At 68.2% G+C, this 20,713-nt stretch carries 17 protein-coding genes; 8 read left to right on the top strand and 9 right to left on the bottom strand.

Going from position 1 to position 20,713, the window contains the following annotated elements:
* Nucleotide 1: 1 nt before the first annotated feature.
* The gene (locus TX88_RS31140) at nt 2-1,537 is read right to left on the bottom strand and encodes a glycosyltransferase family 39 protein (RefSeq protein WP_049925550.1); all 1,536 of its coding nucleotides are present in this window, start codon (nt 1,535-1,537) and stop codon (nt 2-4) included.
* Between the two features lie 356 nt (nt 1,538-1,893).
* Between TX88_RS31140 and TX88_RS31145 the strand changes: the two genes are divergently transcribed.
* Entirely contained in the window at nt 1,894-2,337 is a 444-nt protein-coding gene (locus TX88_RS31145) for a universal stress protein (protein WP_044524035.1), read from the top strand.
* 19 nt (nt 2,338-2,356) lie between these two features.
* Here the strand turns inward: TX88_RS31145 and TX88_RS31150 are convergent, their stop codons facing one another.
* Nucleotides 2,357-3,040 (bottom strand): MBL fold metallo-hydrolase, encoded by a 684-nt coding sequence (locus TX88_RS31150; RefSeq protein ID WP_044524036.1) that lies wholly within the window; start codon nt 3,038-3,040, stop codon nt 2,357-2,359.
* 73 nt (nt 3,041-3,113) lie between these two features.
* On the opposite strand from TX88_RS31150, the gene uvrA reads away from it, so the two are divergent.
* Complete coding sequence (gene uvrA, locus TX88_RS31155) at nt 3,114-6,008, top strand: excinuclease ABC subunit UvrA (protein ID WP_044524038.1); 2,895 nt, start codon at nt 3,114-3,116, stop codon at nt 6,006-6,008.
* A 9-nt stretch (nt 6,009-6,017) separates the two neighbouring features.
* On the opposite strand, the gene TX88_RS31160 is transcribed toward uvrA, so the two are convergent.
* The 3 genes from TX88_RS31160 to TX88_RS35790 are packed head-to-tail and all read right to left on the bottom strand — an operon-like array spanning nt 6,018 to nt 8,137.
* Nucleotides 6,018-6,641: a hypothetical protein gene (locus TX88_RS31160; protein ID WP_162563241.1), complete on the bottom strand. Its 624-nt coding sequence runs from the start codon at nt 6,639-6,641 to the stop codon at nt 6,018-6,020.
* Entirely contained in the window at nt 6,584-7,744 is a 1,161-nt protein-coding gene (locus tag TX88_RS31165) for a winged helix DNA-binding domain-containing protein (protein WP_044524042.1), read from the bottom strand. Before TX88_RS31165 ends, TX88_RS31160 begins: the two co-directional genes overlap by 58 nt.
* Before the next feature lie 3 nt (nt 7,745-7,747).
* The gene (locus TX88_RS35790) at nt 7,748-8,137 is read right to left on the bottom strand and encodes a hypothetical protein (RefSeq protein ID WP_409365901.1); all 390 of its coding nucleotides are present in this window, start codon (nt 8,135-8,137) and stop codon (nt 7,748-7,750) included.
* Between the two features lie 93 nt (nt 8,138-8,230).
* On the opposite strand from TX88_RS35790, the gene TX88_RS31175 reads away from it, so the two are divergent.
* The 3 genes from TX88_RS31175 (at nt 8,231) to TX88_RS31185 (ending at nt 11,735) form a co-directional block, all read left to right on the top strand.
* Nucleotides 8,231-8,725, top strand: coding sequence for a lipoprotein LpqH (locus tag TX88_RS31175; protein ID WP_044524432.1), 495 nt, complete (start codon nt 8,231-8,233; stop codon nt 8,723-8,725).
* A 71-nt stretch (nt 8,726-8,796) separates the two neighbouring features.
* Nucleotides 8,797-10,542 (top strand): ATP-binding protein, encoded by a 1,746-nt coding sequence (locus TX88_RS31180; protein ID WP_044524046.1) that lies wholly within the window; start codon nt 8,797-8,799, stop codon nt 10,540-10,542.
* Entirely contained in the window at nt 10,539-11,735 is a 1,197-nt protein-coding gene (locus tag TX88_RS31185) for a CHAT domain-containing protein (RefSeq protein WP_209447128.1), read from the top strand. The genes TX88_RS31180 and TX88_RS31185 overlap by 4 nt, the downstream gene beginning before the upstream one ends.
* 1 nt (nt 11,736) lies before the next feature.
* On the opposite strand, the gene TX88_RS31190 is transcribed toward TX88_RS31185, so the two are convergent.
* Nucleotides 11,737-12,180 (bottom strand): hypothetical protein, encoded by a 444-nt coding sequence (locus TX88_RS31190; RefSeq protein WP_044524433.1) that lies wholly within the window; start codon nt 12,178-12,180, stop codon nt 11,737-11,739.
* Between the two features lie 62 nt (nt 12,181-12,242).
* Here TX88_RS31190 and TX88_RS31195 point away from each other — a divergent pair, with 62 nt between their 5' ends.
* Nucleotides 12,243-13,583 carry a hypothetical protein gene (locus TX88_RS31195; RefSeq protein ID WP_409365902.1) on the top strand — a complete coding sequence of 447 codons (1,341 nt, stop codon included), beginning with the start codon at nt 12,243-12,245 and terminating at the stop codon, nt 13,581-13,583.
* Nucleotides 13,580-14,671, top strand: coding sequence for a hypothetical protein (locus tag TX88_RS31200; RefSeq protein ID WP_044524050.1), 1,092 nt, complete (start codon nt 13,580-13,582; stop codon nt 14,669-14,671). The genes TX88_RS31195 and TX88_RS31200 overlap by 4 nt, the downstream gene beginning before the upstream one ends.
* A gap of 3 nt (nt 14,672-14,674) precedes the next feature.
* Here TX88_RS31200 and TX88_RS31205 read toward each other — a convergent pair whose 3' ends face one another.
* The 3 genes from TX88_RS31205 to TX88_RS31215 form a co-directional block, all read right to left on the bottom strand.
* The gene (locus TX88_RS31205) at nt 14,675-16,009 is read right to left on the bottom strand and encodes an alpha/beta hydrolase (protein ID WP_044524438.1); all 1,335 of its coding nucleotides are present in this window, start codon (nt 16,007-16,009) and stop codon (nt 14,675-14,677) included.
* Nucleotides 16,010-16,083: 74 nt separating this feature from the next.
* Entirely contained in the window at nt 16,084-19,410 is a 3,327-nt protein-coding gene (gene lysX, locus TX88_RS31210; protein ID WP_044524053.1) for a bifunctional lysylphosphatidylglycerol synthetase/lysine--tRNA ligase LysX, read from the bottom strand.
* 67 nt (nt 19,411-19,477) lie between these two features.
* Complete coding sequence (locus tag TX88_RS31215) at nt 19,478-19,837, bottom strand: DUF1844 domain-containing protein (protein WP_044524055.1); 360 nt, start codon at nt 19,835-19,837, stop codon at nt 19,478-19,480.
* Nucleotides 19,838-20,101: 264 nt separating this feature from the next.
* Here TX88_RS31215 and infC point away from each other — a divergent pair, with 264 nt between their 5' ends.
* A complete protein-coding gene (gene infC / locus TX88_RS31220; RefSeq protein ID WP_234788048.1) occupies nt 20,102-20,710 on the top strand; it encodes a translation initiation factor IF-3 in 609 nt (202 codons plus the stop codon).
* Nucleotides 20,711-20,713 lie beyond the last annotated feature (3 nt).

Below are 20,713 nucleotides of genomic sequence, written 5' to 3' on the forward strand. Positions count from 1 at the left end.
CTCAGCGGGTGGACTTGACCACCTGGGCGAAGTTGGACTGCCAGCGTTCGACGATGTGGAAACCCATGCTCTCGGGTACCTGATACGCCGGGGCGCGGTCCAGTCGGGGTCCGGGTTGAAGCCGTTGTCCGCTCTGTCGGCTGGGCACCGACGGGTCGCGTTCGGACACGGTCCACAAGACCGTGCACCGGCGCACCTCGTCGGCGACGCCCCAGATCCCGAGGTGGGCATCCCACAACCGATTTCGTTGCCGGGCCGGTTTACCCCGACCCGGGTCGACGAGGTCGGCGTACGCAGCCGGCCGGGCGGCGGTGATCGGCCGGATGGGACCCGGCTTCCACGAGGTGGTGTTGTCGAAGATCACGCAGTCGCCGGGGGATGAGTGCGCCGCGATGACATCTGCGACCTGACTGAAATCCATGCCCTCCTTGGCGTACGGGCCGCGTTGCACGGTGATGTAGTTCGGCGTCGCGGCCAGCGCGAACACCGCAAGGGTCGCGGTGATCCATTCCCGGCTGCGGGCCACCGCCACCACACACACGGCGAGCAGCAGAGCCATCGCCGGTGTCGTGAAACTCAGATAGCGCGGGTAGTAAAGCGGTTGGGCGGCAGCCGAATACACCAGCAGCACCGCGGTCGGGGCGATCACCCACACGGCCGCGACGGCGACCAGTCGCCGGGTGTCCTCGTCGGCGGGCCGCAGCCGTGGGACCAGTAGTGGCGCGCTCAGCACGGCGGCCGCGAGCAGCGCGAAAGCCACGCTGTGGTCGAAATACTGCTCCAAGACGACTTCCGTGACCGTGTGCAAACCCGGCGGTGAGATCCAGCCGACCTGGAAGCTCTGCGAACGGCACCACACGAAGAAGGGAGCCACGACCAACACCGCCGCCGTGGTGACCGTTGCCCACCTGACTCGGGCCCGCCGGTCGCCGAACATCGTCACGGCGACGGCGTGCGGAACCACCATCAGCACCGCGAAGATGTTCAGCACCGCCGAAACCACCAGCAGCGCACCGTATGACGCCCACGGGGCAGCGCGGTCACGCCGGATGGCGGAGATGAGCAGAACCGTCAGCCAAACCGCCGCCAGCGTCGACCACGAATAGGAACGGGCCTCGATACCCGCCCAGGTGATCCTGGGCAGCATCGCGAAAAGAACTCCCGCACAGACCGATACCGTCCGATTGCCGAACTGCCTGCCGAGAACCACCACACCGGCCGCGGCGCCACCGACGGCCAGGCAGCTGGAGAACCGGGACCAGAACTCGGTTGCCGGGAAAACGGTGAACCAGCCGTGCATGCCCAGGTAATAGAGCCCGTGCACGGCATCGATGTGGCCGATCAGGTCCCACAACTGCGACACCGATCGGGTGGCCGCCGATATGGTGGCGGCCTCGTCGAACCACAGCGAGGGCCGTGCTGCCCCCGCCGCGGACAGCACGATGGCGAATGCGGCCACTGCCAGGGCGTCGAATCGGGCTTCTCGATCGACCCGCCGGTCCGCGCCATCGGCACGCTCATTCAGCGATAGATCCACGTCAGCGACCGTGTCACCCCCTCAACCGATGGCAAAGATTAACCTGAGGCACCCGACTCGCTCTCTCCGACAGTGTTATTGCCGACTGCGGCGACCCTGTCGCGGGTGGATGAGCTGGATCACTACCGCGGTGAATCGTCCTGGCGACAACCCGGATTCGAACGACGTCGACTACGTCACGGTCAGCACCGTTTTTTCGGTTCCGAGGGTTAACATCAGTGCCGATTCGCCGTTCGGGACCGAATAATGGGTCCAGTTGTCGGTTGGCCGTGTGGGTGTCGTGATTCGCACCCCTGGTCAGTGGGCAACGGGTTACTGTCTCGGGTGGCGTTGCAACTGACAGTGGGAGGGTATTGATGAGCGCGTATCGAACCGTGGTGGTCGGCACGGACGGATCTGATTCGTCGTTGCGTGCAGTCGACCGCGCCGGTCAGATTGCCGCCGGCTCGAATGCCAAGCTGATCGTGGCAACCGCGTACTTCCCGCAGAGCGAAGACCAGCGTGCCGCCGATGTGCTCAAGGACGAGGGCTACAAGATGGCCGGCAACGCGCCGATCTACGCCATCCTCCGCGAGGCGACCGACCGTGCGAAGGCCGCCGGCGCCACCGACATCGAGGAGCGGCCGGTCGTCGGCGCTCCCGTCGATGCGCTCGTCGAGCTGGCTGAGGATGTCCAGGCGGATCTGCTGGTGGTCGGCAACGTCGGCCTGAGCACGATCGCAGGCCGTCTGCTGGGCTCCGTGCCCGCGAACGTGGCACGCCGGTCCAAGACCGACGTGCTCATCGTCCACACCAGCTGAGCCCGTACGGGCTGACCGACTACCAACCGCGCTCGCGCCACTCCCCGAGATGGGGACGTTCGGCGCCGAGCGTGGTGTCGTCTCCATGGCCGGGGTACACCACGGTCCGGTCGTCGTAGACGTCGAACACCTTGGCGCTCACATCACCCAGTAGCCGCTCGAAGTCACCGGGCTGCCACGTTTTGCCGACACCGCCGGGAAACAGGCAGTCGCCAGTGAACAGGTGCGTGACGCCGTCGGGTGCCTTGAGCGCCAGCGCCACCGAACCCTCGGTGTGCCCCTGCAGGTGGATCACGTCGAACGTGAGATCGCCGATACGCAGGGTGTCCCCGTCGGCCAGGATCCGGTCCGGGGTGACCGGCAAAGGTTCGGCGTCGAGTGCATGCGCGGCCGTGGGTGCCCCGGTGACCTCTGCCACAGTCGCCAGGGCCTGCCAGTGGTCGAAGTGCTGATGGCTGGTGACGATCAGGGACAGTTTCGGCACCTGCTGCTTGATCACGTCGAGCAGCACCTCGGCGTCGTTCGCGGCGTCGATGAGCAGGGTCTCGCCCGTGGAATTGCTGGTCACCAGGTAGGCGTTGTTGTCCATGGGCCCGACCGACACCTTGATGATCGAGGCGTTGGGCAGGGTGCGCCGGGCGGCTGTTCCCGGCTCCTGGTGACCGGTGTAGGTGTCGGCAACCGCGATGTGAGGGCTGGTCATAGCGCCACCGTATCGGGCTTGTCGGTGGCCGCACATAGCATGGGCGTGAAGTCTGTCGTGGGAAAGGAAACGCGTGGCTGACCGCCTGATCGTGAAGGGTGCCCGCGAGCACAATCTGCGAGGTGTCGACCTCGATCTGCCGCGTGATGCGCTGATCGTGTTCACCGGCCTGTCCGGGTCCGGCAAATCCTCGCTGGCGTTCGACACCATCTTCGCCGAGGGCCAGCGCCGTTATGTCGAGTCGCTGTCGGCCTACGCCCGGCAGTTCCTCGGACAGATGGACAAACCCGATGTGGACTTCATCGAGGGCCTGTCGCCCGCGGTGTCGATCGATCAGAAGTCGACCAACCGCAACCCGCGCTCGACGGTGGGCACCATCACCGAGGTCTACGACTACCTGCGTCTGCTGTACGCCCGCGCGGGCACCCCGCACTGCCCGGTCTGTGGTGAGCGCATCGCCCGCCAGACCCCGCAGCAGATCGTGGACCAGGTCCTGGCCATGGACGAGGGCCTGCGCTTCCAGGTGCTGGCTCCGGTGGTCCGTACCCGCAAGGGCGAGTTCGTCGACCTGTTCGAGAAGCTCAACAGCCAGGGCTACAGCCGGGTGCGGGTGGACGGCGTGGTGCATTCGCTCACCGATCCGCCCAAGCTCAAGAAGCAGGAAAAGCACGACATCGAGGTGGTCGTCGACCGGCTGACGGTCAAGGCCAGCTCCAAGCAGCGGCTCACCGACTCGGTGGAGACCGCGCTGAACCTGGCCGACGGCATCGTGGTGCTGGAGTTCGTCGACCGCGAGGACGACCATCCGCACCGCGAGCAGCGCTTCTCCGAGAAGCTGGCCTGCCCGAACGGTCACCCGCTGGCAGTCGATGATCTTGAACCCCGGTCGTTCTCGTTCAACTCGCCCTACGGTGCCTGCCCGGAGTGCACGGGCCTGGGCATCCGCAAGGAGGTCGACCCCGAACTGGTCGTGCCCGACCCGGACCTGACCCTGGCCGGCGGCGCCATCGCGCCGTGGGCCGTCGGACAGAGCGCCGAGTACTTCACCCGGATGCTGTCCGGGCTGGGCGATCAGCTCGGGTTCGACATCGACACCCCGTGGAAGAAGCTGCCGGCCAAGGCGCGCAAGGCGATTCTGGAAGGCTCCGACCACCAGGTCCACGTCCGCTACAAGAACCGCTACGGCCGCACCCGGTCCTATTACGCCGATTTCGAGGGCGTGATGGCGTTCCTGCAGCGCCGGATGGAGCAGACCGACTCGGAGCAGATGAAGGAACGCTACGAGGGCTTCATGCGCGACATCCCGTGCCCGGAGTGCAACGGCACGCGGCTCAAGCCCGAGATCCTGGCGGTGACGATGTCCGCGGGGGACCACGGCGCGAAATCCATCGCCGAGGTGGCCGAGCTGTCGATCGCCGACTGCGCTGACTTCCTGAACGACCTCACACTCGGCCATCGCGAGCAGGCCATCGCCGGGCAGGTGCTCAAGGAGATCCAGTCGCGGCTCGGGTTCCTGCTCGACGTCGGGCTGGACTACCTGTCGCTGTCGCGGGCCGCCGCCACGCTGTCCGGTGGTGAGGCCCAGCGCATCCGGTTGGCCACCCAGATCGGCTCCGGGCTGGTCGGCGTGCTGTACGTGCTCGACGAGCCGTCCATCGGCCTGCACCAGCGGGACAACCGCAGGCTGATCGACACCCTCGTGCGGTTGCGCGACCTGGGCAACACCCTGATCGTCGTCGAACACGACCTGGACACCATCGCGCACGCCGACTGGGTCGTCGACATCGGCCCGGCGGCCGGTGAGCACGGCGGCCAGATCGTCCACAGCGGGACCTATCAGGATCTGCTGACCAATCCCGAATCCATCACCGGCGCTTATCTTTCCGGCAAGGAGAGCATCGAGGTCCCCGCCATCCGGCGGCCCACCGACAAGCGCCGTCAGGTCACCGTGGTCGGCGCGCGGGAGAACAACCTCAAGGAGATCGACGTCGCGTTCCCGCTGGGCGTGCTGACGTCGGTCACCGGGGTGTCCGGTTCGGGCAAGTCGACCCTGGTCAACGACATCCTGGCTTCGGTGATGGCCAACAAACTCAACGGTGCCCGGCAGGTGCCCGGCAGGCACACCCGGGTCAACGGGCTCGACCAGCTGGACAAGCTGGTCCGCGTCGACCAGTCGCCGATCGGCCGCACGCCGCGGTCCAACCCCGCCACCTACACCGGGGTGTTCGACAAGATCCGGTCACTGTTCGCCGCCACCACCGAGGCCAAGGTCCGCGGCTACCAGCCTGGCCGGTTCTCGTTCAACGTCAAGGGCGGCCGGTGTGAGGCCTGCTCGGGTGACGGCACCATCAAGATCGAGATGAACTTCCTGCCCGACGTCTATGTGCCGTGCGAGGTCTGCCAGGGTGCCCGGTACAACCGGGAAACCCTTGAGGTGCACTACAAGGGCAAGACCATCGCCGAGGTGCTGGACCTGTCGATCGAGGAGGCCGCCGAGTTCTTCGAGCCGATCAGCTCGATCCACCGCTACCTCAAGACCCTCGTCGACGTCGGGCTGGGGTACGTGCGGTTGGGGCAGCCGGCGCCGACGCTGTCCGGCGGCGAGGCTCAACGCGTCAAGCTGGCCGCCGAACTGCAGAAGCGCTCCACCGGGCGCACCGTCTACATCCTCGACGAGCCGACCACCGGCCTGCATTTCGAGGACATCCGCAAGCTGCTCAAGGTGATCAACGGCCTTGTCGAAAAAGGCAATACGGTGATCGTCATCGAGCACAACCTCGACGTGATCAAGACCTCGGACTGGATCGTGGACATGGGTCCGGAGGGCGGGGCCGGGGGCGGGACGGTCGTCGCGCAGGGCACGCCCGAGGATGTGGCGGCGAACCCGGACAGCTACACCGGCCAGTTCCTCGCCGAGCTGGTCGAGGTGACCGCGCCGAAGCCCAAGCGGCGCAAGGTCAGTGCCTGACGATCGCGGTCACCGCATCGTGTGGTAGCTCTGGAACGCAAACCAGTGCGGGCCAAGCCGTTTCGCCGAGGCGATGACATAGTCGCCGGACGGCCGTCGCACGGTCTGGGGTGCGCTGCCGTCGGCGCTGTAGGCGAAGCCGTCCCAGCCGTTCTCGTCGTTGCGATAGGTGAAGTCGACGAAGTTGTCCGTCCGCCGGGCGACCTGCTCGATCGGGTAGTCGGCGACGGGGTGGGGATGCGCGCCGACGCTCGCATCGTCGTTGAACTCCTGCAGGGCCCGCTCGAACGACGGCCGCACCGCCAGCCAATGCAGTTGCAGCGGAACGCTTGTGCAGATCAACACGATGCCCACGATCACCAGCACGGGACTTGCCAGCATCACCGCCCAGCCCCGGCGACCGGCCGTGCGTCGCAGCGCGACACCGGCGACACACCAGATCGCGAACAGCGGTATCAGTGCCAGCGTGGCGACATAGAAGGCGCTGGAAGGCTCACCGGGAAAGCTCGCCCCGTAGAGCTGACCGAGGACGGCGCATCCGGTCAGGACCAACAGTGCCCAGCCCGCGATGCGCATCAGCGCTTGGACAGCGGTGACGGGAATCTGGGTTTGGTGCGCACGCCGGCCAGCCATTCGGTCAGCGCATCGGCCCGCTCCTGCAACGCGCGGGTGCCGTCGCGGCCGATCTCCTCGAGCAGGTGCAACTCGATGCGACCGTCGGCGTCCTGACCCCAGCCGCCCACGATCCGGCCGTTCCACCACGCTGTGGGCCCGCCGTTGCCGTTGGTGTCGAACACGTGGGGGCGATGCTCGCCGAGATACCAGTCGCGGTCGAACCAGCCCATCGTGGTGACATCCAGACCGGGCAGCAGGGCTGCCCACGCCTCGGGCTCCGGTTCGACCTCGAGATCGTCGGGCAGGACGTACCCGGCTGCTCCGGCCAAGTCCACCTCGACGGCGCCGATATCGCGCAGCGCGTGGCGGGCCCAGGTCAGGGTGTTGCCGAACCACCACTTGATGTCGGTGACGGTGGCCGGACCAAACGTCCGCAGCCAGGTCCGCACCAGTTCGGCGCGGGCATGGTCGGGTTCGGCCGGGGGCGCCGAAGCCCCGAGCCACTCGGAGGCGACGGTCCACCGTGGCCGCGACGTGTTCCAGGCGCCGTCGTTCGGGCCGCGCACGATCTCACCGCGCACCCCGAGCACGGTCAAAACCCTTGGGGAAAGCGGAGTCTCACCGCCCCAGCGCTTTCCGGGCGCCGGGTCGAAGCTGCCGGCGAGTTCGGGCAGGGCGGTGCGCAGTTGTGCCGCGGGGGTGGGGCCGTGCTCGTGTAGATGGGCCAGCACCGCTCGACACGCGGTGTCGAGCCACCGGGCTCCGTCGGCGGCCACACCGCCCTTCTCGACATCGCCGATGAGCTTGCGCTGCTCATTGCCTGCCACCCGGTCACTGGCGCCGGCCTGGACCAGCGACAGGTCACCGGCGCGCACGACCCACAGGGTGCGGCGCATCGCGAGGTGTTTGAGCACCGTGCGCCGCTCGTACAGTTCGCGGTCCAGATCGTCGATGGTGAAGCCGGGCAGCCGCGCCCACAGGGAGAAATACGGGGTGCAGGGATCGGTCGCGTGCAGGCCGACGAAGGAGCCCGCGGTGTCGGCGACCGACGACGCCGGCCGGCTCAGGAAGTGACGCCGGGCCAGCCGAGCCCGGCGCTCGGCGAGTGTGAACGTCCGCACGGATCAGGCGTCGTCCGTCTTGTGCATGGACTCGCGGATCTGCTGCAAGCGCTCGGCCGCCGCCTGCTGGCGCTTCTCGTACTGCTCCTCGATGGAGCGGCCCTCGGGGGTCTCGGCTGCCAGCTCCGACGCCCCGATGGCGGTGCCGTAGCGGGTCTCGATCTTCTCCCGCACCGCGTCGAACGTTGGCACCCCGGCGGCGGTGTAACCGGTGTCGGCCGGCTCGGAAACAGGCCCCGGGGCAGGCCCGGGCAGCGGGCCTGCGGCCGGAGCTGCGGGAACGATCTCACCCTCCACCACAGCGGCCTCCTCGGCTGTCGCGGCGTCCTCGGGCTGGTCCGGCTGCTCTGGGTCCTTCGTCACGAAACCCACGTTACCTGCGGGAACCGACATTTCTTGGGATCGGTAGCACTTGGGCCCGCCAAGACTTCAGGACACGACGGAGCCATCGGGGCAACGCGGAACGAAGGGGAAGACGCAATGACCATGAATCGAGTTATCGCAGGCGCCATGGGACTGCTCGCGACCGGTGCGGTGCTGGTGGGCTGCTCGAACGACAAGCCGGCCGACAAGCCCGCGGACAAGCCGGCCGCGTCGGCGACCGACACCAAGGTCAGCTCCGGGAGCAACACCCAGGTCAAGGTCGACGGATCAGAACTGGCGGGCCTCGACTTGAACTCGGTCACCTGTGTCAAGCAGGGCGGCAAGATCAACGTGGCCAGCGCCGCGATCGGCGGCCAGCAGGGCCTGGGCGTGGTGATGACCGACGAGGCCACACCCAAGGTCGAGTCGCTCGGACTGGTCTACGACGGCAGCGCACTGGCCGTCAGCGAGGCCATGGGTGTCAAGGTCGGCTCGGCCGAGGTCAAGGTCGACGGGGACACCTACACCATCACCGGTGAAGCGTCGGGCGCCGACATGAAGAACCCGATGGCCGGGATGATCAACAAGCCGTTCACCATCACGGTGTCCTGCAGCTGATCTCCCGACATGGCGGGCGTGCCCGGCAGACCTTCTGCCGGGTACGCCCGCCGCTTTTATATGGTGCAGAGGTGACCATCGCCGGCGAACTCGACCGCGCCCGTCACCTGACGCTGTCTGCCGAAGAGGTCGCAGCCCGCGACCTGCTGGTGTCGCAGCTGCCCCTGATCGAGCAGGCCGACCGCGACGACCACGCGCTCGAGGTGTTCGCCCAACTCGGTGAGATCTACCTGGTGCGCACCGCGTATGAGGGTGTGGTGGAAAGTATTTCCCGCATCCGCGATTGTCTGGCGATCTACGTTGCCATCCGTTCGGGGGAGCGCCCCGACCTCGCCGCCGAGGTCACCATGTCCGACCAGGCGATCGATCACATGCTCTGCCGCTATACCCGGCGGGTCGAGTTTCTGGACGCCGGACTCGCCGCGGCTCGCGGTGATCACGACAGTGCCGCAGCACATCTGGAGGCGCTGATCGAAGCCCCGGGAAATTACCCGGATTTGGCGCCCGAGCACCGTAACCTGATCTGCCACACCAGGATTCTGATCGCGAGCAGTTTGTGCGACGACGATCTGTACGCCGCGTCGGTGCCGGTGTGGGCCGAGGTGCTCGACACCTTGCAGAATGCGGGGCCGGGCGCCGACGACGCCGAGATCGATCATCTTTTCGTCACGGGCGCCCTGGGCTACGGCCGGTTCTGCATCGAGTCCGGTCGCCTCGACGAGGCCGAACCGTGGTTGCGCCGGGCCGGCGCCCGCGCCGAGGCCCGCGGCTGGAAGCTCGCGACCGCCCGCGCTCAGCTCGAGCGAGGGGCCTCGGCCTGGTCGGCCGGTCGTTACGCGGAGACCCAGGACCTGGTCACCGCCGCCTACCCGGTGATCGCCGACCATGCCCGCGCCCACGACGTCTCCCGGAGCTGGCTGTATTTCGGGCTGATCCGGGTGGGGCTCGGTCGCTTGAAGGAAGCCGATGAATGCTGGGAACACGCCGAGCGGCACTGGCGGGAGCTGGGCAAGCCGATCCACATTCATCGGATCCTCTTGCAGCGCAGCTGGATCGCCATCTTCCGTGGCGCGTTCGAAGAGGCGATGCAACTGGTGGAGCAGGCCCGCCATTTCCTGGACGCCTCGCCGCGACACAGCTGGCTGCAGTACGCCCGGCTCGATGCGCACCTCGGCAACATCTGGCGGGCCGATGCGCTCGTCGAGATGGGTTTCGACGGCGTCGGCGAGCCCGGCCAGGACTGGAACCAGGTCGAGGCCCGGCACGCGGCGGGGCTCGGCGTGGTCGACTGCGCCCCGGGCACGCCGGAGTACCGCCGTGCGATGGTCAAGCTCGACCGGGCCGCCGATCTGAAGGTTCCCGCCGCGCTGGCAGTCGACTCGGTGCGCTACACGATCACCGACGCCGGGGCCAGGGCCCGGTGGGCCAGCGGCGTCTCGGCTCCCTTGCTGGCGGGGGCGTTCGCGGTCGCGTGGGAATCGGACAATACCGAGCTGACCTGTGAACTCGTCGAATACCACAGCGCGCGAGGAACTTTCAGTGCGGAACCGGCAGCCGAGCCGGGTCCGGCCGCGGACTGGACCGGAACCGCCACGGCGGTGACCCCGGTCGAAGCCGAGCTCGCGCCCCAGCTCGCGGTTGCGGCCGCTGCAGAACCGGTCGGCGGCGAAGGCACACTGAGGCGGCTCGGACCGTTGCCACCCTTGCGGATGGACCCGAGTTCGGGCCCGATAATGAGCCACTACCGGGAGCTGGCGCTGCAGCGGTACGGCCAGGATGTCACCGCGCCCGGCGGGGAATGGACGACGTGGCCATGACCGACACGCTGGTATTGCGGTTCGCCGATGTCGGCATCGCGACCTATGTGAGCCTGCGCGTGGTGGGGGAGCCGCAACGTTCGGTCACCTGGGTGATCGAGGAACCGCACATGCAGGCGGTGGAGGCCGCTCTCAACCCTGCGCTGCCCGATCCGATCGGTGCCGAAACCCACGGCGACGCGATCGAACGGGCCGTGACCACAGGCGCTTTCGCCACCGCCGAGGCGGAGTTCGACCTGGCCCGGTTGCTGGGCTCGCACCTGATCGGGATCGAAGGCTGGCAGCTGCTGGCCGACTGCGTCGCCGACGTGCGGCCCGTGCTGTTCGTGACGCCGAGCCCGCGGTTGGGCCGGGTGCCCTGGGGGCAGTTGGCGATGCCAGGTCCCGACGGTTTCCGGTTGATGGAGATGGTGGACGTGCTGATGGCGGTGCCGCCCAACATCGTTCACGCACCACGCACCCCGGCCCGCTGGCAGGACCGCCTCGGACGCCCGCCGGTGCTGGTGCTGGATCCGCGCATTCCAGGACAGCGGCCGGATTCGGCCCTGGGCTCGGTGCTGGGTCGCCCGTCGCCCCAGACCCCGCTGTCGGAACATTTCGGCGACCTGGTGGCCGGCCACGCCGTCCTGCCGAAGGTCGCCGAGACCGTCGAGTTGTTCCGTCGCACCGATATCGACCGGAGCTGGTTGGCCGACGCGTGCGCCCAGGACCCGAGCCGGCTGCTCTACGTCGGGCACGCCAGTGCCGCTGACGGCGCCACCGGGCATGCCGACCGTGCGGCGCTGCATCTGGCCGAAGGCCGGCCGCTGACAGCGGGGGAGATGATCGCCGCGCGGCTGCGCATGCCGCCCCGGGTGGCGTTGCTGGCGTGCGCATCCGGCGGCGACTACCGGTTCGACGAGGCGGCCGGACTGGTCGCCGCCATGATCCTGGGCGGCGCGCAGTTGGTCACCGCGACGCTGTGGTCGCTGCCGACCACCGCCGGCTTCCGGCAGTTCGGCAATGCGCCCGAGGCCGATCCGATGGCGGACACCATCGTCGGGGTGGATCTGGCACATCGCGACGACGACGCCGGCCTGGCGGTCAACCGCTGGCAGCGCGCCACGATGCGCCGCTGGCGCGACGGTGACACCACGGCCACTCCGCTGCACTGGGCCGCAATGGCCACGTTCGCCGTCGACGGCGCCCGCTGAATCAAGCCGGGGTTACGCAGACCGCGACGGTGCTCTCGTCGCCGGGTAGGTAATAGGTGTCGATCACGTTGCCGGGTGACACCTTCGCCAGGGCTGTCGCCGGGACCATCGTCCGCTCACGAACCGGGAACTGACCGCCGCCGCGGCGGCTGACGATCAGGTCGAGTACGACCTCGCGGTAGTCCTCCCGGATCGCGCCGGTGGCGCGCATCCCGGTGATGACGCCGCGCGACCGGGTTCCGGTACGGATCAGCGCAAGTTGTGTTCCGGTCAGCAATCCCTTGCTGACCAGCATGTGGTCGAACTCTGCCACCAGCTCGCCGAGGGTGACCAGCCGCTCGTCGGCCTCGTCGTTCGGGTGGCCACATCGTGCCCGGCGGGCGGCGGTCAACACGGCGCCGGTGCACAACAGGCACAGGACGGTGATCAGCACGGCGTCGGTCATGACCACAAGGGTCCGGCCCGGCCACGGCTACCGAACCCAACTTCGGCTCTATCCTGGTGCCGGTGAGCATCGGGTCCGACACGGCTGGGGCTGAGGCCGGCCCGGATTCGGGCATGAATTCGGCCCAGCCGCGCCGCGCCGTGATCGACCGGGCCTGGCGGGCACTCGGGCCGGGAGTCGAGGTGTTCAGCGGTGACGACGGCGGACCGCTGCGCCGGACCGTCAAACGGATCATCGACCCCCTGGTGCTCAGGCTGCGCAGCAACACCCACTATTCGGCACCGGTGCTGGCGCCGGACGTGGCCGCCGAACTGCACGAACAGATGGTGCGCAGCGGGCCGCATCTGCGTGCCGCAGCAGCCTGGTTCGCCGAACTCAAGCAGCAACGCCGGCGTCTTCGTATCACCACGGGCAACGCCCAGGAGCTCTATTTCCCGGTCTGTTTCGAACTCGCGGTGAATCGTGGCGCACCGGCGGTCGACAGCGCGCAGGTGGCGGCCGAGGTGCTGGCCGGTCTGCACGAGGGCCGGGACCGCACGGCGATCGAGGCGCTCAACGGATATGTGGCCGATCCGCAGGTGATCGACCGGTTGCATCGCCAACTCGAGCGCAGCTGGGATGACGTGGTCCCGTCGGACGCGATCACCGGGCCGTTCTTCGCCGGGCTGACCACCGTGCTCGGTCCGGCCGACAGCCACCGTGCCGAGGCGGCCCGGCAGCGGGTGTGGTCGGCGTTGGTGGCCGACGCGACGCCGTACAACCTGGGCGCGGGAGCGCGACGTGCCGAGGCCGGCCTGCCATGGTCGATCGTCGGCATCGGACTGAGTTCGGTTCAGCCGCAACGGCCGCCGTCGATCAGCGGTCAGGGGGAGGGCGACCGTCCGCTGGACCGCAGCGTGGTGGACCGGGTGCGGGCGACATTGCGCCGGGCACTGGACCGCGACGAACTGCCCGATCTCCCGCTGCTGTGCGCGGAGGAGGTGGACCGGGCCTGCGCGCCGTGGGGGCTGCTCGCCGAGGACAAGCAGGCCGCGCTTCTGACCGGCATCGAGGTGGCCACCGACCTGCATCCGCTCGACGCGTCGGCATCGGGGCGCTATCAACTGTCGGCACGCATCCAGGCCCGGCTGGCCAAGGAGGCCTATGTGCTGCATGCCCGCCGCTACCTGGCGGCAGGCGCCGCCGTGCACCCGCGCCAGCAGCAGGTGATCGACGACCTCGGCGGGTTCGCCCGCCCCTATCTGAGCCGGCTGTGGGCACGGCTGCACGGCCGCGACGTGTGGCAAGAGTCCTGCGCGGACATCGACGACCTGCGGTCCCTGTTGGAGGGTGTGGCCAGATCGGTCAGCCTCGATCATCGGCAGCGGATCAAGGCGATGCTGGAAGTGCAGGTGGCAGAGTGAAATTGGGTGCTGATGCCGGCCTGTGGAGCACGGGCCCGCTGGACCAGGGTGCGCCCTTGGTCGCGGTGCTGGAGGTCGGCGGCGCCGTGCTGTCGTGGGTGGTGGATGGGGGCGCCGGCGAACCTCCTTCCATCGCATTCACCGACCCCGAGCGTGCGGATTGGTTGTGGCGCGTGCTCGGGGAGCCCGGCCATGTCGCTGTTCTGGACGCGCTGCGTCACGGGGAACCGGGACAACCGCTCGACCTGCCCGGTGTGGAGTTGCTGCCCGGCTCGACGGATGCGTTGCGGCGGCTGGCAATCGGCCACTGGATTCGTCGGTGGTGGCCGGCGAGTGACCGGGACGGGATCGCGGCACTGGAACGCCCGGTGCTCGACGCGGAACTCGCCCTGCTGACGGTGGCCACCGAGGACTTCTTCACCGACGACACCCTGGATTCCGATGCGGTCGACCTGCTGGCGCCCCACATGGAGACGCTGAACTTCCTTGCCGGTCAAGGTGATCCGAGGGTTGCCGAGCTGGTCGGGAAGTGTCGGGAGTTGGCCGCTGAGATCGGGCTGGACTGGCCCGGCACCGTCATCTCGGCGGCGCGGCAGCAGGACTATGCGCTGGCGGCCGGGGCCGGCGACGGATCCGATGACGCGGGCCTGATCGCCCGAGGGGTGGCGACCGTCGACTGGGCGGCGGTACCGCCCGGGGTGTTCGACGCTGCCGAGGACACCATCGAGTGGTCGGTGACCGCCGTCGGGGAGGAAACCGGCGCGGTGGTGCGGGTCGCGCTGTCGGGCCCGGATTCGTCGGCGGGTATCGGGGTGGAGATGCGTGGCAGCGGCTGCGAGGGCTCCGGTGTCCTCGACGCCACGGGCCGCGCCGTACTGCCGCTGCAGGCTCCAGATGGGCAGCCGCTCAGCGAGACCCGCGCGTGGAACCTGGATTGGTCGCAGGCCACGCTGCGGGTCGGCACCGACGGTGTCGACGAGTCCGCGGCGGACCGGGACCGGGTGCGTGCGTTCGCGCGGGCCCGGCTGGCGAGCCCCGGAATCGACGCCTTCCTGGCCGAGCTACGCGCGGCCGAATCCGATTACTGACCGCTACTTGGCGGCGGTCTGGATGAACGCCGCCGAGGGCGATGACTGAGGCAGTCCGATCGCGGGCACCTGCGGGGTGTCGAGGACGCCGGCCAGCCACGGTAGCGCCGCGGTGAACGCGTGACTGGCGAACGGCCAGTCGTGGGTGCCCTGGTGGGTCACCACCGCGCAGGAGATGCCGTGTTTGGAGCCGAGCGCACACAGTGCGTTGGCCGCCTTGGCCTGATCGTTGGCGCGACCGGCGGGCTTGCCCGCCGTCGAGGTGTCGTTGACGTCGAACCAGCCGGCCGTCTGGTCGTACTGGCCGTGCCGGTTGATCACGGTGCTCGGGTCGAAGGCGTCCCAGGCCGCGGAACTCCCGCCGAACAGCCGGTCGACGGTCTGTGCCTTGGTGCCAGAGTTCGGACCGATGTCGCCGGCGATGTCCACGAACGAACTGAACAACTCGGGGTGCATGACTGCCAGGTCCACCGCGCAGGTGCCGCCCATCGACCAGCCGACGATACCCCAGTTGGCAGCGGCCGGTTTGACGCCGTAGTGGCTGTTCATATAGGGCACAACGTCTTTGGTGAGGTGGTCGGCGGAGTTCCCGCGCTTGCCGTTCACACATTCGGTGTCGTTGTTGAAGGTGCCGCCCGGGTCGACGAACACCATCACCGGTGCGTACCCGTGGTGGCCCGCGGCGAAGTCGTCCATCGTCTTGATCACGTTGCCGGCCCGCATCCAGTCGGCCGGGGTGTTGAACTCGCCGCCGATCATCATGACCGTCGGCAGCTGCGGCGCAGGATTGGTGGCGAACCACGCCGGCGGCAGGTAGACGTATTCACCACGATGCCGGAAACCCGAAGCGGTGTTCGGGATCTCGACCGGAACGACGCTGCCTTTGGCCGGGATGGTGCCCTGCCGTTGCATCGCGGCCACCGTGACCTCATCGGTCTGATCGGGTAGCGGACCGGCGGTCAACTGGTTCCACGCGGTCTGTACCCACGGGAAGTAACCCACCCACAGGTTCAGCGCCAGTGCCGTGCAGAGCAGGGTCAGCGGTACCGCCATGACCGCGGTGCCACGCTTCCACCACCGGCTGCCGCGCCACCCGGCGAGCATGACCACGATCGCCACGCCGGTCAGCGCGATCCACACCCACAGCGAGCGGGGCGCGGGGTTGCCCGCCAGCCCCTCGGAATCGATGTACCAGTTGGTGCCGGCGACCAAGATGCCGCCCACCGCGGCGGCCAACGGCAGCCAGATGAGCGCCCAGCGGCGGGTACGCCAGCCGATTGCGGCGATCAGTACCACGGCGGTGATGACTTGGACGCTGGTCGGAACCCAGCCGTGCATCAAGGACAGGTGGTGAGTGAACGTCACAACCACATCGTCGCCGCCGAATCTTGGGATCGGCTGTGAAGCGCCTGCTAACGGGGTTTGGCCAGCGGAAAGGGCAGTGTCTCGCGGATGCTGCGGCCGGTGATCAGCATGACCACGCGGTCCACCCCCATGCCGAGGCCGCCCGTCGGCGGCATGGCGTACTCCATCGCCTGCAGGAAATCCTCGTCGAGTTCCATCGCCTCGGGGTCACCGCCCGAGGCCAGCAAAGACTGTTCCTGCAGCCGCCGGCGCTGTTCGACGGGGTCGGTCAGTTCGCTGTAGGCAGTGCCCAGCTCGACGCCCCAGGCCACCAGGTCCCAGCGCTCGGCAACCCCGGGGATGCTGCGGTGCGGCCGGGTCAGCGGCGACACCGACGTCGGGAAATCCTTGTAGAACGTGGGTTCTTCGGTGCGGTCCTCGACGAGGTGCTCGTACATCTCCAGCACCACGGCCCCGGCATCCCAGTGGGTCAGGTACGGGATGTGGGCCGCATCGCAGAGCCGGCGCAGCGTGGCCAGATCCGTCTCGACGGTGACCTGCTCGCCGAGGGCTTCCGACACCGCGTCGTGCACGGTCTTGACCGCCCACGGACCAGAGATGTCGACCGGTTCGAGAACTCCGTCGGCCCGCGGCCGCTGGAAGACCTGGGCACCGTTGGCGGCCTGGGCGGCATTCTGGATCAGCTCGCGGCAGCCGTCGATCCATACGTTGTAGTCGGCGTGCGCCTGGTAGGCCTCCAGCAGGGTGAACTCCGGGTTGTGGCTGAAATCCACGCCTTCGTTGCGGAAGGCCCGGCCGAGTTCGAAGACCCGCTCGACACCGCCGACGCACAACCGCTTGAGGTAGAGCTCGGGCGCGATCCGCAGGTACAGGTCCAGGTCGTAGGCGTTGATGTGGGTCAGGAACGGCCGGGCGTTGGCGCCGCCGTGGATCTGTTGCAGGATCGGGGTCTCCACTTCGAGGAAACCCTTGGCGTACAACGTCTCCCGGATGGCGTGCAGGGCGCCGCTGCGGGCCCGGATCAAGTCCCGCGACTCGGCGTTGACGGCCAGGTCCACGTAGCGGGCCCGTACCCGGGCCTCCTGGTCGGTCAGGCCCTTCCATTTGTCCGGCAACGGCCGGAGGCATTTCCCGATCAATCGCCAACTGTCGACCAGCAACGAGTGGGTGCCGTTGCGGCTCCGCCCCATCGCACCGCTGACCTCGATCAGATCGCCGAGGTCGATGGTCGCGGTGAAGTCGGCGGTGCCGGCCTGCGTCAGGCGGGCGTTGTCCAGCAACAGCTGGACTTCACCCGACCAATCGCGCAGTTGGGCGAACAGCACCCCGCCGTAGTCCCGGACCCGAAGGATCCGCCCGGCCACGCTTACGCTGTCACCGTCGGCGGATTCCAGTGCGGCCGCGACGGTATGGCTGGGAGCCTGGCCCACGGGATAGGCGTCCACACCGTCGGCCTGCAACTGGCGCAGCTTGGCCATCCGGACCCGGACCTGCTCGGGCAGCCGCTGTTGCTCGTCGTCGGTGAGATCGTCCCGCAGCCCGCTGCGGTCAGGAGCGCTGCCGTCGTGGTGCAACCGGCCCGAATCCACCAGATCGGCCGGGGCCGCGACGTGTTCACCGGTGTGCTGCTTGTTTCGCCGGGAGAACGGCAGCACCAGGAAACCCTCGGCGATCACCGAGGCCACCCCGACCCGCGGGATCAACCGGGCATCCTCGTAGCAGGCGTACCGCGGAACCCACTCGGGCTGGTACTTCATGTTCGAGCGGTACAGCGTCTCCAGCTGCCACCACCGGGAGAAGAACACCAGCAGCGCCCGCCAGAGCCGGGCCACCGGACCCGCGCCCAGCTGCGCGCCCTGTTGGAACGCCGACCGGAACATCGCGAAGTTCAATGAAATCCGGCTGACCCCAATGCCTTCGGACTGCATGCACAGTTCGCTGACCATCAGCTCGATGGTGCCGTTGGGGGATTGGGGGGAGCGGCGCATGACGTCGAGCGAGACGCCGTTGGCGCCCCACGGCACCAGCGACAGCAACGCGACCACCTCGGGCTCCGGGTTGTCCCCGCGCTGCTGCACGGCCTCGACGAGCAGGCAGTCACCGTCGGCCGGGTCGCCGAGCCTGCCCAGCGCCATCGAGAAGCCGCGTTCGGTCTCGGTGTCCCGCCAGGCATCGGCGCGCTTGATCACGTCAGCCATCTCGGCCTGATCCAGCTCTCGGTGGCGTCGGATCCGCACCGAGGTCCCGGCCCGCCGGGCCCGGGTGACGGCCTGGCGCACCGCACGCATGTCGGGTCCGGACAGCCGGAAGTTGTCGGGATGCAGGATGGCCTCGTCGCCGAGCTGCAGCGCGTTGAGTCCGGCCGCACGGAACGCCTCGGCCGCCAGCGAACTGGCGCCCATCACGCCCGGCGCCCAGCCATAGGTCTGGCACAACTGCAGCCAGGCCGCGATCGCCTGCGGCCACGCCTTGGGGTCGCCGACCGGATCGCCGCCGGCCAGGCACACGCCCACCTCCACGCGGTAGGCGATCGCGGCGCGGCCGTTGGGGGCGAACACCACCGACTTGTCACGACGGGTGGCGAAGTACCCCAACGAGTCGTTCTTGCCGTAGGCCTCCAACAATCCGCGGATCGCCGATTCGTCCTCACCCGTGAGCGCATTGGAGGCGCGTTGCGACTGGAACAGCACGACCGCGGCAGCCATAAGTGCCAGCGCGCCGAACAAGCCGAAGATCGCGTTGAGGAAGGGATGCGAGTAGCCCTCGAAGACCTCGGTCGGGACGGTGGCGAAGCCGCTCACCCGGTTGACGGCATACAGCAGCCGCCACTCCGGCGCCAGGGTGCCCGGGAACAGTTCCAGCAGTGCCCACGCGGCCAGGATGCCGATCGCCATGCCTGCGACCAGGACGACGGCGGATTTGAGCAGTGCGCCCCGGCGCACCTTGGCCCAGAACTGGTTGCGGGCCAACACCAGGCAGACGATGGCCACCACGTGGAACGCCAGGCCGATGACCTCGCCGACGTCCTCGGCCAGTGGGTCGCCGCCGGTGGCGAGATCGCCGAGGTTCCAGCCGACGGCGCCCACCATGTAGAGCACCAGGATCCACCAGGCGATCCGCTTACGGGCGGCGAGTGCCGCGGCCAGCAGCGCCAGCACGAAGGCCCACGAGAAGCTGGTGTCGGGAAAGTTGAAGATGTAGTCGTTGACGAACTCTCGCGGCACCTGGATCAGCCAGCGCACCGTTTGAGACACGCTGGCGATGAGCGACAGGGTCGCGATGACGCCCACGGTCCAACCGGCTGCTGCGGGAACCCAGGAGAACCTCGACGCGGGCTGGACCCCGGTGCGGCGGCCGCGGCTGATAACGGTCATACGCCCGGAGAATAGGCGGTCAAACCGTCAATTGGGTCGATCGCGCGCACAGACACCGCCCAGGTGGTTACCAGACCGGGCCGGTGTACTTCTCTCCTGGGCCTTTGCCCGGTTCTTCAGGAGCCGCGCTGGCTTCGCGGAACGCCAACTGCAGGCTCTTCAGACCGTCGCGGACGGGGCCCGCGTGGGGTCCCAGGTACTCGGCGGAGGCCGTCACCAGACCAGCCAGCGCGGTGATGAGGCGGCGCGCCTCGTCGAGATCACGGTGGGGACTATCGTCGGGGTCCTCGGCCGAGAGCCCGATCTTCTCGGCTGCGGCACTCATCAGCATGACCGCCGCCCGGGTGATCACTTCCACCGCGGGAATGTCGGCCAGCTCCCGTAGCTGCGGCGTCGCTTCGTCGGGCGTTTCGGTCGGATCCGTCATAGCTGCTAGACTGTCATGCGCGACCGTCCCGGCTTATGTCAGGGACAGCAAGTGGAGTCCCACTCCCACCGTTGGCCACAAGGTACAACGGTCCGGTCGCCGGCGTCTTCGGACACCGGTTCTGTGCTTCAGCGTTGGAGCTGCAGGCGGCGCAAGCCGTGATCGGTCGGCATTGGGCCCTGCTTTGAGCAGGGCTTTTCTGTTCTTACAGGGCAGAAGTGCGGATGGGCGGGTCTCCTCAGCAGACCCAACATAGGAGGCCCCATCAGCACTGAGACCCGCATCAACGAGCGCATCCGAGTACCTGAAGTCCGCCTGATCGGACCGAACGGCGAGCAGGTAGGGATCGTGCGCATCGAAGATGCTCTCCGCGTCGCCGCGGATGCCGATCTCGACCTCGTCGAAGTTGCACCAGCCGCTAAACCCCCGGTCTGCAAGATCATGGATTACGGCAAGTTCAAGTACGAGACGGCACTCAAGGAGCGCGAGTCTCGCAAGAACCAGCAGCAGACCGTCGTCAAGGAACAGAAGCTGCGTCCCAAGATCGACGACCACGACTACGAGACGAAGAAGGGCCATGTGGTCCGCTTCCTCGAAGCCGGGTCCAAGGTCAAGGTGACCATCATGTTCCGTGGTCGTGAGCAGTCCCGCCCCGAACTCGGGTACCGGTTGCTGCAGCGGCTGGGCGCCGATGTGGCCGATTACGGCTTCGTCGAGACGTCAGCCAAGCAGGACGGCCGCAACATGACGATGGTGCTGGCACCGCACCGCGGCGCGAAGACTCGCGCCAAGGCGGCAGAGCAGGCCGAGCGCCCCGGCGGGCAGCAGGCTGCACCAGCCGCACCAGAAGAACCAGACGTAACGCAGAACTAGTTT

It is taken from the genome of Mycolicibacterium septicum DSM 44393, from assembly GCF_000455325.1.
In the GTDB taxonomy this organism is placed as follows: Bacteria; Actinomycetota; Actinomycetes; order Mycobacteriales; family Mycobacteriaceae; genus Mycobacterium; species Mycobacterium septicum.

Excerpts from the sequence above, each read along its gene's own strand:
- TX88_RS31145 (WP_044524035.1), top strand. The coding sequence starts at position 1,894 with ATGAGCGCGTATCGAACCGTGGTGGTCGGCACGGACGGATCTGATTCG.
- TX88_RS31150 (WP_044524036.1), bottom strand. The coding sequence starts at position 3,040 with ATGACCAGCCCTCACATCGCGGTTGCCGACACCTACACCGGTCACCAG.
- TX88_RS31160 (WP_162563241.1), bottom strand. The coding sequence starts at position 6,641 with ATGGCTGGCCGGCGTGCGCACCAAACCCAGATTCCCGTCACCGCTGTC.
- TX88_RS35790 (WP_409365901.1), bottom strand. The coding sequence starts at position 8,137 with ATGTCGGTTCCCGCAGGTAACGTGGGTTTCGTGACGAAGGACCCAGAG.
- TX88_RS31175 (WP_044524432.1), top strand. The coding sequence starts at position 8,231 with ATGAATCGAGTTATCGCAGGCGCCATGGGACTGCTCGCGACCGGTGCG.
- TX88_RS31185 (WP_209447128.1), top strand. The coding sequence starts at position 10,539 with ATGACCGACACGCTGGTATTGCGGTTCGCCGATGTCGGCATCGCGACC.
- TX88_RS31190 (WP_044524433.1), bottom strand. The coding sequence starts at position 12,180 with ATGACCGACGCCGTGCTGATCACCGTCCTGTGCCTGTTGTGCACCGGC.
- TX88_RS31205 (WP_044524438.1), bottom strand. The coding sequence starts at position 16,009 with ATGCACGGCTGGGTTCCGACCAGCGTCCAAGTCATCACCGCCGTGGTA.
- lysX (WP_044524053.1), bottom strand. The coding sequence starts at position 19,410 with ATGACCGTTATCAGCCGCGGCCGCCGCACCGGGGTCCAGCCCGCGTCG.
- TX88_RS31215 (WP_044524055.1), bottom strand. The coding sequence starts at position 19,837 with ATGACGGATCCGACCGAAACGCCCGACGAAGCGACGCCGCAGCTACGG.